The sequence below is a fragment of the Caballeronia sp. ATUFL_F2_KS9A genome (assembly GCF_023630765.1).
Taxonomy (GTDB): Bacteria; Pseudomonadota; Gammaproteobacteria; order Burkholderiales; family Burkholderiaceae; genus Caballeronia; species Caballeronia zhejiangensis.
Map to the genome: position 1 here is coordinate 15031 of NZ_JALQEK010000021.1, position 12863 is coordinate 27893.

The 12863-nt window shown below is 63.2% G+C and carries 10 protein-coding genes and 2 riboswitches; of the genes, 2 read left to right on the forward strand and 8 right to left on the reverse strand.

From position 1 onward, the window contains the following. Window position 1 precedes the first annotated feature (1 nt). The 7 genes from NCS67_RS12695 to gcvT all read right to left on the reverse strand — a co-directional run bounded on the left by NCS67_RS12695 (window position 2) and on the right by gcvT (window position 8583). Window positions 2-754, reverse strand: coding sequence for a hypothetical protein (locus NCS67_RS12695; RefSeq protein ID WP_008352529.1), 753 nt, complete (start codon window positions 752-754; stop codon window positions 2-4). Beyond that, window positions 748-1245: a hypothetical protein gene (locus NCS67_RS12700; RefSeq protein WP_175979650.1), complete on the reverse strand. Its 498-nt coding sequence runs from the start codon at window positions 1243-1245 to the stop codon at window positions 748-750. The genes NCS67_RS12695 and NCS67_RS12700 overlap by 7 nt, the downstream gene beginning before the upstream one ends. Window positions 1246-1385: 140 nt before the next feature. Beyond that, window positions 1386-2774 (reverse strand): L-serine ammonia-lyase, encoded by a 1389-nt coding sequence (locus NCS67_RS12705; RefSeq protein ID WP_008352525.1) that lies wholly within the window; start codon window positions 2772-2774, stop codon window positions 1386-1388. 21 nt (window positions 2775-2795) lie between these two features. Further along, window positions 2796-3899, reverse strand: a complete 1104-nt coding sequence (locus NCS67_RS12710) for an alginate lyase family protein (protein WP_008352523.1) — start codon at window positions 3897-3899, stop codon at window positions 2796-2798. 124 nt (window positions 3900-4023) lie between these two features. Continuing rightward, window positions 4024-6954 (reverse strand): aminomethyl-transferring glycine dehydrogenase, encoded by a 2931-nt coding sequence (gene gcvP / locus NCS67_RS12715; RefSeq protein ID WP_175979651.1) that lies wholly within the window; start codon window positions 6952-6954, stop codon window positions 4024-4026. Window positions 6955-7015: 61 nt separating this feature from the next. Continuing rightward, on the reverse strand, window positions 7016-7396 hold the full coding sequence (gene gcvH / locus NCS67_RS12720) for a glycine cleavage system protein GcvH (RefSeq protein ID WP_008352521.1): 381 nt from the start codon (window positions 7394-7396) through the stop codon (window positions 7016-7018). 62 nt (window positions 7397-7458) lie between these two features. Further along, window positions 7459-8583: a glycine cleavage system aminomethyltransferase GcvT gene (gene gcvT / locus NCS67_RS12725; protein ID WP_239295434.1), complete on the reverse strand. Its 1125-nt coding sequence runs from the start codon at window positions 8581-8583 to the stop codon at window positions 7459-7461. Between the two features lie 116 nt (window positions 8584-8699). Then, window positions 8700-8831, reverse strand: a riboswitch (glycine riboswitch). A gap of 9 nt (window positions 8832-8840) precedes the next feature. Further along, a riboswitch (glycine riboswitch) is annotated at window positions 8841-8946 on the reverse strand. A gap of 197 nt (window positions 8947-9143) precedes the next feature. On the opposite strand from gcvT, the gene NCS67_RS12730 reads away from it, so the two are divergent. Then, window positions 9144-9470: a hypothetical protein gene (locus NCS67_RS12730; protein WP_008352517.1), complete on the forward strand. Its 327-nt coding sequence runs from the start codon at window positions 9144-9146 to the stop codon at window positions 9468-9470. Window positions 9471-9473: 3 nt separating this feature from the next. On the opposite strand, the gene NCS67_RS12735 is transcribed toward NCS67_RS12730, so the two are convergent. Beyond that, the gene (locus tag NCS67_RS12735; RefSeq protein WP_008352516.1) at window positions 9474-10517 is read right to left on the reverse strand and encodes an oxidoreductase; all 1044 of its coding nucleotides are present in this window, start codon (window positions 10515-10517) and stop codon (window positions 9474-9476) included. 144 nt (window positions 10518-10661) lie between these two features. On the opposite strand from NCS67_RS12735, the gene NCS67_RS12740 reads away from it, so the two are divergent. Continuing rightward, on the forward strand, window positions 10662-12749 hold the full coding sequence (locus NCS67_RS12740) for a UvrD-helicase domain-containing protein (RefSeq protein WP_008352515.1): 2088 nt from the start codon (window positions 10662-10664) through the stop codon (window positions 12747-12749). Window positions 12750-12863 lie beyond the last annotated feature (114 nt).

Consider the following 12863-nt stretch of genomic DNA (forward strand, 5'->3'; position numbering starts at 1 on the left):
TTCAATGAAGGACCGAACCGATCAGACTTCGAAGGTTTCGCGCATCGAAGACGACGGTCTTCCAGGTGTAGTAGTTGGCGCGTTCGAACTGTGCCTTGCCGACGGCTAACTGACTCTCGGCGATCGCCAGTATGTGCCCTGACTTCTTTGCCTCGCGATACTGCATGTGAATCAATTCCCCTTCCAGGAGTCGCGTGTCGCTCATGGCTGCAATGACGATCGACGGCGTCGGCGTCTCGATCACGTGGTCCGCGATGAATTTCCCTGAGATGGGCAGTTCGACCTCGGCATAGTGCTTCAAGTCGAATTCTTGGGCTATGTCGGCAATCGTGCGTGACAAGCGTCCCTTGAAATCACTTCCCGATCGGCGTTCGACGCGCGACGTCGCCACACCGTAAAGCTGCTGCGCCGCCTCGGCCACGCGAAACACGTAGGGGACCACCAGCCGCTCGTCCATTGTCGTGGCGCGAATGACTTCGTCGTTGCAAAGACGCGCCGGACTGTACTGCAAAAGGCTCTGCGACCACTGCTCGACGGCGCCGGACTCGACGTCCCCGCCGATCATGCTGGCGCAAAGGCAAGCCTCACCGTTCTCGTCGATCGAAAACGCGCCATCGCGAACGCGCACTCGAACCACCACGCGATCTCCGGTGCCCGGATACTCGAGCGGAGTGACGATGCGAAACACGTCACGCGGATCTTCGTGAACTTCGAAGAGCGCGCATACCGTTCGCTTCAGGAATTCGGCTAACACAATAAATCGCCTTGACCGTTTTGCTCGTTAGAGATCGTGATGCCTGTCGCTCGGCAAAATAGGACGATGAGCGCCGAGCGATCATCTGTGACGCGCGGATCGAAAATTCGAGATGACTTGAGGTTAAGCTCCGGCGCGCCCGGCAGCAAGCGATTCCGATAATCGATGGTCGTTTCGCAGGGCATCTTGCAATGCACGCCTTTATGGCTCGGATGATAGTGAAACTCCAGCAGCGGATACAAATCGCCTTGAGGCAAAGTCCAGAGCAGGTGTCCGTAGAACGATCGATCCATTAGCTCTTCGCCATCGCGCCACATGAACAGCACGCAGTGCGCATCCGAAACGGGAATCAGATCGGTGGCCTGGACACGCGGACGCGCCATTCTGCTGAATGGCTTCGGCCACTTGCTCTTGTTCATCTGCCTGAACTTGGGCGACGCAGTCAGCGTCTTGAACGCCTGCTTGTGGGCAAGCAATTGATCGGATTCCAATGCTGCTCTCTCGGTCTGCAATCGGCAAAATCTGTCTTGGGTTCCGCTGATGCTAACCGCGTCCGCACCGCAAATTTATCTCGTACAACGAATGTTTTAGTCATCGATAAAGCGGCTTGTCCGCAGGCAACCCCTAGCGCTCAACACTCCACGATATTCACCGCCAATCCGCCGCGCGAAGTCTCTTTATATTTGGTCTTCATATCCGCGCCCGTCTCCCTCATGGTCTTGATTACCGAATCGAGCGAAACGTAGTGCGATCCGTCCCCGCGCATCGCCATGCGCGCCGCGTTGACCGCCTTGACCGAACCCATCGCGTTACGCTCGATGCACGGAATCTGCACCATTCCGCCGACCGGATCGCACGTCAGCCCGAGGTTATGCTCCATGCCGATTTCCGCCGCATTCTCGACTTGCGCCGGCGTGCCGCCGAGCACCGCGGCCAGCGCGCCCGCCGCCATCGAACACGCGACGCCGACTTCGCCCTGACATCCGACTTCCGCGCCGGAAATCGACGCATTCATCTTGTACAGAATGCCGATGGCCGCAGCCGTCAGCAAAAAATCGATCACGCCTTGCGTATTCGATCCCGGCACGAAGCGATCGTAGTAATGCAACACCGCCGGAATGATGCCCGCCGCGCCGTTGGTCGGCGCCGTCACGACGCGTCCGCCGATCGCGTTCTCCTCGTTCACGGCAATCGCGTAGAGATTGATCCAGTCGATCATCGACAACGGATCGCGCAACGCCTGCTCGGGCTTTTCAGCCAGCGCGCGATAAAGCTGCGGCGCGCGCCGCTTCACCTGAAACGGCCCCGGCAGATGCCCTTCCGCTTCCGGATTGCCGATGCCGCAGCCGCGCGCGACGCAATCCTGCATCACGTCCCAGATGCGCAGCAGCCCGCTGCGAATCTCGTCTTCCGAACGCCACACGCGCTCGTTTTCCCACATCAGTTGCGCGATCGATTTGCCCGAGTCCGCGCACATCTTCATCAGCTCGTCGCCGGTCTGGAACGGATACGGCAACTGCTCGTGCGCCGTCAGCACCGCCGTGTTCGCCGCGCCCGCCGTCACGACGAATCCGCCGCCAACAGACAGATACGTCGCCTCGCGCAGCAACGCGCCGTTCGCATCGAACGCGTAGAGCTTCATGCCGTTCGGATGCTCCGGCAGCGCCTGCCGGTAGAACGCGATGTTCTCCTTGATCGTGAAGGGAATCTTGCGCGCGCCGAGCAGCGCGAGCGTTTTCGACGTCCGCACTTGCTCCAGACGCGGCACGATGCTCGAAGCATCGACGGTATCGGGCGCGTCGCCCATCAGGCCGAGCATCACGCCGCGATCGGTGCCGTGGCCCTTGCCCGTCGCGCCGAGGGAGCCGTACAGCTCGCATTTCACCGATGCCGTCGATTCCAGCAGTTCGTCGCGCTCGAGCCCCTGCGCGAACATCAACGCGGCGCGCATCGGTCCGACGGTGTGCGAGCTCGAAGGTCCGATGCCGATCTTGAAGAGGTCGAATACGCTGACTGCCATGACATCACCTGACTGAAAGAATTAACGCGCCGGCAGCGGCAGACACACCGCGAGCCACGCGGGGGGCGCGGGCGCGAGCCGCAGCGCCACCGGCGCGTAGCGGCCGTCGAGACGCGCCGCGAGATGAAAGAGTTCCGCCGCGTTCCTCGGATCCCACTGACCCGAGTAACCCGGCAATCCTGCTTCGCGCCGCTTGGCGTCGAAAGGCACGGACGACTTCACGAATTCGTCGTGCGTCTTCGTGCCGAGCGCGTACGGCGTGAGCCAGTTGAGCGCCACGGCCAGCGTCGCACCCGATTGCGCGCGCTCCGGCAGCCAGTTGCGGTTGTGCCTGCGCGCGGCGAGCGCCGCCGTCACGAGCGGCTGAAGATCGTAGGTGACGTAGCGCAGCGCATCGCGTTCGGCGAAATCGACCGTGGATCCGTCCGGCGCGATGTTGTCGCCGATATGTTCGATAAAAAGACGCTGCGCCGCGTTGATGAGCTTGCGGTCGTCGATGGTGAACGCGCCCATCGCCACCAGCTTCACGCGATGGCTCTGCCAGTTGTTGCGATAGCTGCCGGTCAGCGGGCGCGGCTGCTTGTCCATATCGTCGATATAACCGCTCACCATCTTCGTGATGAACGCGTTCGCCGCGTTGCGCGTCTTGACCGGCAGCGCGCTCGCCGTGAGGTCGTACGCGAGAATCAGCGATTCGAAATTCGTTTCGTCGATCGGATTGAAGCTCGGCTGATACGTGGTCGTCCACGCGAACAGGAAGCGGTCGACGAGACGCAGGTAACGTTCGTCGCCGGTCGCGCGCCACGCGAGCGCGGCGTCGCGCATCAGGCCGAGGTCTTTCTCCGCTTCGACGCTTTCGTCGTAGATGCCTTCGTGCGGCAGCGTGCCTTCCGTATGCAGCTTCGCGCGCGGCTTCGGCTGATCGTTCACGCGCGACTGCACCATTTTCACGAGGGCCTTCACACCGGGATCGGCGTTGGTGCGCTCGCTCGTCTGCATCGCGGGCGCGGCGCAGAAATTCATCGCGGCGTGCGCGGACGATGCGGCAAGCGACATCACCCCGAGCATCGCCAGCGCCGCGCACGCGCGGTTCGTCCCTTTCACCTCTCGCACCTTGAGCGCCATGTGAACTCCCTGTTTTGGCTTTTGGTCCGGGGTGAGATGTTAGCCGTTCTGGAACGCGCCGCAAAACCGCCCGACGAAGCTTTACGCTTTCGGGCGGCGCTCTCTCAGGTTCGTGCGCGTAGCCTTACTCGTCCGCGTATTCCGATACCGGCACGCACGAGCACATCAGATTGCGGTCGCCATAAGCGTTGTCCGCACGGCCGACCGGCGACCAGTACTTGCGCGCGATCAGCGACTTCAGCGGATACGAGGCCGCTTCGCGCGTGTACTTGTGCTCCCACGCATCCGATGCGACGACCGCCGCCGTGTGCGGCGCGTTCTTCAGCACGTTGTCCTCGCGATCGGCGCGGCCTTCTTCGACCGCGCGGATTTCCTCGCGGATCGCGATCATCGCGTCGATGAAGCGGTCGAGCTCCTCCTTCGATTCCGATTCCGTCGGCTCGACCATCAGCGTGCCCGGAACCGGGAAGCTCATCGTCGGCGCGTGGAAGCCGTAGTCGATCAGGCGCTTCGCGACGTCTTCCACCGAGATGCCGCTCGATTCCTTGATCGGACGCACATCGAGAATGCATTCGTGCGCGACCAGTCCACCCGCGCCGCTGTACAGCACCGGATAGTGCGGCGCGAGACGCTTCGCGACATAGTTCGCCGCGAGAATCGCGCTTTCGGTGGCGGCGGTGAGGCCGCTCGCGCCCATCATCGCGATGTACATCCACGAGATCGGCAGAATCGCGGCCGAGCCGTACGGCGCCGACGACACCGCGCCGATGCCTGCTTCATCGCGCTTGTAGCCCGTGGACGTCTGATTCGGCAGGAACTTCGCCAGATGCGCGCCGACCGCGACCGGACCGACGCCCGGTCCGCCGCCGCCGTGCGGAATGCAGAACGTCTTGTGCAGATTCAAGTGCGATACGTCGCCGCCGAACTGGCCGGGCGCGCAGAGACCGACCATCGCGTTCATGTTCGCGCCGTCGACATACACCTGGCCGCCGTGCGCGTGCACGATGTCGCAGATTTCGCGGACGTTGCGCTCGAACACGCCGTGCGTCGACGGATACGTGATCATGATCGCCGCGAGATTCGCCGAATGCTTTTCGGCCTTCGCCTTCAGATCGTCGATATCGACGTTGCCGTTCGCATCGCACGCGACGACGACGACCTGCATGCCCGCCATCTGCGCCGACGCCGGATTCGTGCCGTGCGCGGACGCCGGAATCAGACACACGTTGCGATGCCCTTCGCCGCGCGACTCGTGATACGCGTGAATGATGAGCAAGCCCGCGTACTCGCCTTGCGAACCGGCGTTCGGCTGCAACGACACCGCCGCGTAACCCGTGCACGCGACGAGCATCTGTTCGAGCTGATCGATCATCGTCCGATAGCCGACCGTCTGCTCGGCGGGCGCGAACGGATGAATCGCCGCGAACTCGGGCCACGTGACCGGCAGCATTTCCGAGGTCGCGTTGAGCTTCATCGTGCAGGAACCGAGCGGGATCATCGTGCGGTCGAGCGCGAGGTCTTTATCCGCGAGACTGCGCAGATAGCGCAGCATTTCGTGCTCGGAGTGGTGGCGATTGAAAACCGGATGCGTCAGATACTCGCTCGTGCGATGCAGTGCCTGCGGCAGCGAATCCGTCACCGATTGATCGAGCGCGTCGATATCGAACGTTTCGGTCTTGCCCGCGACCTCCGCAAAGAGCGCGAAGAGCTTCTGCAAGTCGTCGCGCGTGGTGGTTTCATCGAGCGAAACGCCGACCTGGCTCGCGCTCACATGACGCAGATTGATGTGCGCGGCGTACGCGGCCTGATGCAGCGCGGTCGTGCTCGCGCCGCTTTCGATCGTGACGGTATCGAAGAACGTGTCGTTCGCGATCGTGTAGCCGAGCTTCTTTACGCCCGCCGCAAAGATCGACGCCACGCGATTCACGCGCAGCGCGATCGTCTTGAGACCGCGCGGGCCGTGATAGACCGCGTACATGCTCGCCATGATCGCGAGCAGCGCCTGCGCCGTGCAGACATTCGACGTCGCCTTCTCGCGACGGATGTGCTGCTCGCGCGTCTGGAGCGCGAGACGCAGCGCCGGATTGCCCTGCGCATCGACGGTCACGCCAACGAGACGGCCCGGCATCTGGCGCTTGAATTCATCGCGCACGGCCATGTATGCCGCGTGCGGCCCGCCGAAGCCGACCGGCACGCCGAAACGCTGCGTATTGCCGATCGCGACATCCGCGCCCCATTCGCCCGGCGGCGTGATGAGCGTCAGCGCGAGCAGATCCGCCGCGGCGACGACATGGCCGCCCGCCGCGTGGATCGCTTCGGCGAGCGCGCGATAGTCGCGCACATCGCCGTTCGCGCCCGGATATTGCAGCAGCACGCCGAATGCATTCGCGCTGGCGGCATCGGCGGCGGGACCGACTTTCACGTCGATGCCCGCCGGCTTCGCGCGCGTCTTCACGACTTCGATCGTCTGCGGCAGCACGTCGTCGGCAACGTAGAACACGTTCGACTTCGGCTTGCCGATGCGTTGCAGCAGCGTCATCGCTTCGGCGGCGGCGGTGGATTCGTCGAGCAGCGAGGCGTTGGCCATCGCGAGGCCCGTCAGGTCCATGACCATCTGCTGGAAATTGAGCAGCGCTTCGAGGCGCCCTTGCGAAATTTCCGGCTGATAGGGCGTGTATGCCGTGTACCACGCCGGATTTTCGAGCACGTTGCGCAGGATCACCGCCGGCGTGTGCGTGCCATAGTAACCCTGGCCGATGTAAGTCCGGAACACCAGATTCTCGTCCGCCAGCTTGCGCAGATACGCGAGCGCTTCCGCCTCGCTTTTCGGCTGCGTGAACGCGCCGAGCGGCAGCGTGTCCTTGCGGCGGATCGATTCAGGAATCACCGCGTCGATGAACGCCGCGCGCGACGCGAAACCGAGCGCGTCGAGCATCGCGCGCTGGTCGGCATCATCGGGGCCGATGTGCCGCTCGGCGAATGCGTCGTGGCATTCGAGCGCGGCGAGTGACAGGGATGTGCGGTTCATCAGGCGATCCGGGTGTTCGAGCTTCATGTGAATTCCTGCGACGCGGCTCGCTCTTGTCTGCGCGAGCCGCCATCGTCATTGAGATGGGTTATTCGCCGATCGACTTGCCGTAGCCTTCGGCGTCGAGCAGCTTGTCGAGCGTGGCGTCGCCGGCCGGCTTGATCTTGAAGAGCCAGCTTTCGTACGGCGCGCCGTTGACCTGATCGGGCGCCGAGGTCAGCGCGTCGTTCGATGCGACGATCTCGCCCGACACCGGCGCGTAAATATCGGAAGCGGCCTTCACCGATTCGATCACCGCGATCGCGTCGCCCGCCGCAACGGTCTTGCCCGCCGCGGGCAGTTCGACGAACACGATGTCACCGAGCGCTTCCTGCGCGTGATCGGTGATGCCGACGGTCAGCGTGCCATCGGATTCGGTGCGGACCCATTCATGCGATTCGGTGTATTTCAGATCGGCCGGGATGCTCATTGGATGCTCCTTGCGTGATTCTTTCGTGAGGTTCTTGATCGGAGGAAACGGGCGCGACGGCTTCAGGAAAGCTCAACCAGAACCTTGCCGTTGCGCACGAACGGAAGTTTTACCACGCGCGCCGGCAGTTGCTTGTCGCGGATGACGACCTGCACCGTGTCGCCGACGGCAACACCCGTGGGCACGCGCGCGAACGCGATCGACTCCTGCATCGACGGCGAAAACGTGCCGCTCGTGATTTCGCCGTCGCCGCGTTCCGTGACGACTTTCTGATGCGCGCGCAGCACGCCGCCCGCCTTGCCGTTTTCCTTGATGAGCACGAGCCCGACGAAGTTCGCCTTCGAGCCGTGCGCTTCGAGCGCGCTGCGGCCGACGAAATCGCGCGGCGTCTTCAGATCGACGGTCCACGCGAGGCCGGCGTCGAGGGGCGAGACGTTCTCGTCCATGTCCTGGCCGTAGAGGTTCATGCCGGCTTCGAGGCGCAGCGTGTCGCGCGCGCCGAGGCCGGCGGGCTTCACGCCTGCGTCGCGCAAAGCGTTCCAGAGCGCTTCCACATGCGTCGCCGGCACGACGATCTCGAAACCGTCCTCGCCGGTGTAGCCGGTGCGCGCGAGCATCAGTTCGCCGAATTGCGTCGACGGGAAAACGACCGCGTTGAACGGCTTGGTGTCCTGCGTCTGCGCGCGCGTGTCCGGCAGCACTTGCCAGGCTTTTTCGCGCGCGTTCGGACCTTGCACGGCGATGATCGCGAGGTCGCGACGCGGCGTGATGGAAAGGTTGAATTCGCCTTCGGCATTCAATTGACCGAACCAGGCGATGTCCTTCTCCGCCGTGCCCGCATTCACGACGACGCGAAAACTCGTTTCGGAGAAGTAGTAGACGATCAGATCGTCGATGACGCCGCCGTCGCCGTTGAGCAGGCAGGAATAGAGCGCTTTTCCGGGCGTCGTCAGCTTGTCGACGTTATTGGCGATCGCGTACTTGAAGAATTCGCGGACGGCCTCGCCTTCGAAATCGACGACGCGCATGTGCGAGACGTCGAACATGCCGGCGTCGGTACGCACCGCGCGGTGCTCGTCGATCTGCGAACCGTAGTTGACGGGCATGTCCCAGCCGCCGAAATCGACCATGCGCGCGTTGAGCGCGAGGTGAGCGGCGTGCAGCGGCGTGTGTTGAAGAGAAGTCATCGGGGCCTCGGTTCGCGAAACAAAAAAGGCCACGCAGCGCACTATTCGCCTGCCGGATGCGCCTTTCGTGCTGCGGGAAGCAGCGCGCAAGGCCCATGCCGCGAGCGGTTGCGATGCGTGACCCCTCTGTCCTCGGTACCTGAGAGATTGCGCGAACCGTGCACGGCTGTGCCGCGGTCCATCGCGCGCCCCTTCGGTGGGCAACTGGCTCAATGACGAAGCCGCTGCCGCTCTCCAGAGTGCGAGGAAACTCGTTCCTCGACGCGGTCGGTCCTTTTGCCTGAGAGTTTGCGGGTATGCCCCTTCGGCGGCGCGGTCTTTCTCGTTGCGATGAAAGGCCACGCGCTCTCCCGACGCGTGCGGCAGAATTTACGCGACCGAATTGGGGTTGTCAAACGGATTCGGACTTGCGCGATTGCGCTTTTCCGCAGATTCGAAACCGATGCAAACGCGCGAGCGTGTATCGACAAATCCGTCGTAGTTTGTTTCAGAAGCAGCGCTTTTTCGCAATGAAATCATGCGTACACTGTTCGGATCGCGTTGATTCCTCTTCGACGAACATGGCCACGATCACCATCAACGGCGTTACTTATACAGGCAACCATGTGTCGGTTCGCGGCGGCCGCGTGCTCGTCGACGGCAAGAACGTGAGCGCCGGCGAAGCGACGCGCATCACGCTCGAAGTGCACGGCGACCTTCAGGCGTTTCAGGCGGACAACTGCGATACGGTCGCGGTTCACGGCGCGGTCGGCGTCGTGTCGACCGTATCGGGCAACGTGACTTGCGGCGACGTGGGCGGCGCGGTGTCGACGGTGTCGGGCAACGTGAACTGCGGCGACATCGCCGGCGAAGTGCGGACGACGTGCGGCAGCGTCAGCCGCCGCTAGGCGTCAGCCGCGCGCGAAGGGCACGCGCCGCCCTTCTTGCTCGCTCTGCATCGCGAGTTCGATGATCGTCATCGTGTCGACTGCGTCCTGCGGCGAAACCGGAAACGGCTTGCCATCCAGAATCGCCGCCGCCAGCGCACGATAAAACTCGACGTACGCGCCATCTCTCGTGGCGAATTCGTGACGCAGATCGAGATCGCCATCGACCTCGCGCAACGTGCCCGGCGGATTCTTCGCGAACTCCGGATTGCCCGGGCGCATCCCCGAACGCAACTGATCTTCCTGCGTATCGAGCCCGTTCTTCACATAACTGCCGCGCGTGCCGTGGATCGCGAAACGCGGCGGCTCCAGCGCCGCGAGCGCGCTCGCGTGCAGGATCACTTCCTTGTCGGCGTAACCGAGCACGAGATGCACGTAGTCCGGCGCGTGCGCGTGGTCGCGATGCGCCTTCACGAACGCCGTCACCGTTTGCGGCGCGCCGAAGAGCGTCAGCGCCTGATCGATCAGATGCGGCCCCAGATCGAACAGCAGGCCGCCGCCGCGCTCCGCTTCCTCGCGCCAGCGCTGCGGCACTTTCGGGCGGAAACGGTCGAAATGCGATTCGTAATGCGTGATGCGCCCGAGCCGTCCGCTTTCGATGAGCGCGCGCACCGTCATGAAATCGCCGTCCCAGCGACGGTTGTGAAACGGCGCGAACACGAGCCCTTTCTGCTGCGCGAGATCGGCGAGCGTGCGGGCGTCGCGCGACGAAAGCGTCACCGGTTTGTCGACGACCACGTGTTTGCCCGCCGACAGCGCCCGATGCGCGAGATCGAAGTGCGTGTCGTTCGGCGTCGCGACGACGACGCACTGGAGTTCGTCGATGGCGAGCAGCGCGTCGAAATCCGCGACGATCCGCGCGTTCGGATAATCGGCCTGCGCGCGCTCGGCCTGCGACGTGGCGATGGCCGTGACTTCGGCGCGGCCGCAGTGCTCGATGACGGGCGCGTGAAACGTCGCGCCGGCGAGGCCGTAGCCCATTACGCCGACTTTGAGTGCTGTGTCCATGCGGGCATCGTCCTGTCGTTGAATTGACCGGATATTGTGGCACGAACAGGGGCCGGAACCGCGCCGCCTCTATCGTGTTAACATCGCGCTCTCCTTTCGCGCGCAAGTCACAGCCAGGCGCGCCCAAACTCCAAAGCCAAAACGATGTCCGCTGGTCTGAACGCCGCGCAAAGCGAAGCCGTGCGCTATCTCGATGGTCCCTGTCTCGTGCTCGCCGGCGCGGGCAGCGGCAAGACGCGCGTCATCACGCAGAAGATCGCGCATCTGATCGAAGGGCGCGGCTTCGAGCCGAAGCACATCGCCGCGCTCACCTTCACGAACAAGGCCGCGCTCGAAATGCGGGAGCGCACGGCCAAGCTCCTCGAAGGCAAGACGCTCACGACGCCCGGCAAGGAAGGCCGCAAGATTCCCGTCAATCAGTTGACGATTTGCACGTTCCACTCGCTCGGCGTGCAGATCATGCGGCAGGAAGCGGAACACGTCGGACTCAAGCCGCAGTTCTCGATCATGGATTCCGACGATTGCTTCGGCATGGTTCAGGAACAGCTCGGCACGACGGACAAAGGCCTGATCCGCAAGATCCAGTCGATCATCTCGCTGTGGAAGAACGCGATGGTTTCGCCCGATCAGGCGTCCGTGCTCGCGAGCAACGAGGACGAGCATCAGGCGGCGATCGTCTATCGGAGTTACGCCGCGACGCTGCACGCGTATCAGGCGCTCGATTTCGACGATCTGATCCTGCGTCCCGCGCAGCTTTTCGCGGAGAACGAGCAGGTGCGCGACAAGTGGCAGAACCGCCTGCGCTATCTGCTGATCGACGAATATCAGGACACGAACGCGTGCCAGTATGAACTCGTGAAGCTGCTGGCCGGTCCGCGCGCCGCGTTCACGGCCGTCGGCGACGATGACCAGGCGATCTACGGCTGGCGCGGCGCGACCATCGAAAATCTCGCGCAGCTCGGCAAGGATTTCCCGAAGCTGCATGTCATCAAGCTGGAGCAGAACTATCGCTCGACGGTGCGGATTCTGACGGCGGCGAACAACGTCATCGCCAACAATCCGAAGCTGTTCGAGAAGAAGCTCTGGTCCGAGCACGGCATGGGCGACACGATCACCGTCACCGGCTGCAACGACGAAGAGCACGAGGCGGAATCCGTCGTGTTTCGCTTGTCGGCGCACAAGTTCGAGCGGCGCACGCAATTTCGCGATTACGCGATTCTCTATCGCGGCAACTTTCAGGCGCGCATCTTCGAACAGGTGTTGCGGCGGGAGCGCATTCCTTATGTGCTCTCGGGCGGGCAATCGTTCTTCGACAAGGCCGAGATCAAGGATCTGATCGCGTATCTGCGGCTGATCGCCAATCCCGACGACGATCCCGCTTTCATCCGCGCGATCACCACGCCGCGACGCGGTGTCGGCAACACGACGCTCGAAGCGCTCGGCGCATTCGCGGGCGCGGCGAAGGTGTCGCTGTTCGAGGCGGTGTTCATGGGCGGCATCGAGGCGCGTCTGTCGGCGCGGCAGGTCGAGCCGCTGCGCACGTTCTGCGAATGGATCCGGCGTCTGTCGGACCGCGCCGCGCGCGATCCCGCGACCGAAGTTCTCGACGACATGATGGAAGCCATCCACTACGAGTCGTATCTCTATGACGCGTACGACGAGCGCCAGGCGCAGTCGAAATGGCAGAACGTGCTCGAATTTCTCGAATGGCTGAAGCGCAAGGGCACGAAGCCGGAAGCCGCGCCGGGCGCGGAGCAGACCGGTTTCGACACCGCCGACGGTTTCGCCGATGAAGGCAAGAACCTGCTCGGCCTGATCCAGACCGTCGCGCTGATGTCGATGCTCGAAGGCAAGGAAGAAGACCCGGATGCAGTGCGCCTGTCGACGGTGCATGCGTCGAAGGGGCTGGAGTATCCACACGTCTTTCTGGTGGGCGTCGAGGAAGGCATCATGCCGCATCGCGGCAGTTCGGACGACGACGCGCCCGTCGACGATTCGCGCATCGAGGAAGAGCGCCGGCTGATGTATGTCGCGATCACGCGGGCGCAGCGCAGTCTGCATCTGAACTGGTGCAAGAAGAGAAAGCGCGCGCGGGAGACGGTGGTGTGCGAGCCGTCGCGGTTCATCCCAGAGATGCTGCTCGACGATGCGCCGCCGCCGACGGCCGAAGAAGCGCCTTTGTCGCCGAAAGATCGCATGGCGATGCTCAAGGCGATGTTGCAGAAGACGTGAACGGTTTGCCGTCTTGCTGATGAAAAACCCCGCTCGCTGAACTGCACCCCAAAAGTTGGACACCCGTTCAACGATTTGGGGTGTTTTTTCATGAGCAAGTACAGCGCACGACTC

Bases quoted from the DNA above. Each gene is read 5' to 3' on its own strand.
- gcvP (WP_175979651.1), bottom strand. From the start codon at position 6,954: ATGAAGCTCGAACACCCGGATCGCCTGATGAACCGCACATCCCTGTCA.
- NCS67_RS12740 (WP_008352515.1), top strand. From the start codon at position 10,662: ATGTCCGCTGGTCTGAACGCCGCGCAAAGCGAAGCCGTGCGCTATCTC.
- gcvT (WP_239295434.1), bottom strand. From the start codon at position 8,583: ATGACTTCTCTTCAACACACGCCGCTGCACGCCGCTCACCTCGCGCTC.
- NCS67_RS12735 (WP_008352516.1), bottom strand. From the start codon at position 10,517: ATGGACACAGCACTCAAAGTCGGCGTAATGGGCTACGGCCTCGCCGGC.
- gcvH (WP_008352521.1), bottom strand. From the start codon at position 7,396: ATGAGCATCCCGGCCGATCTGAAATACACCGAATCGCATGAATGGGTC.
- NCS67_RS12705 (WP_008352525.1), bottom strand. From the start codon at position 2,774: ATGGCAGTCAGCGTATTCGACCTCTTCAAGATCGGCATCGGACCTTCG.
- NCS67_RS12730 (WP_008352517.1), top strand. From the start codon at position 9,144: ATGGCCACGATCACCATCAACGGCGTTACTTATACAGGCAACCATGTG.
- NCS67_RS12710 (WP_008352523.1), bottom strand. From the start codon at position 3,899: ATGGCGCTCAAGGTGCGAGAGGTGAAAGGGACGAACCGCGCGTGCGCG.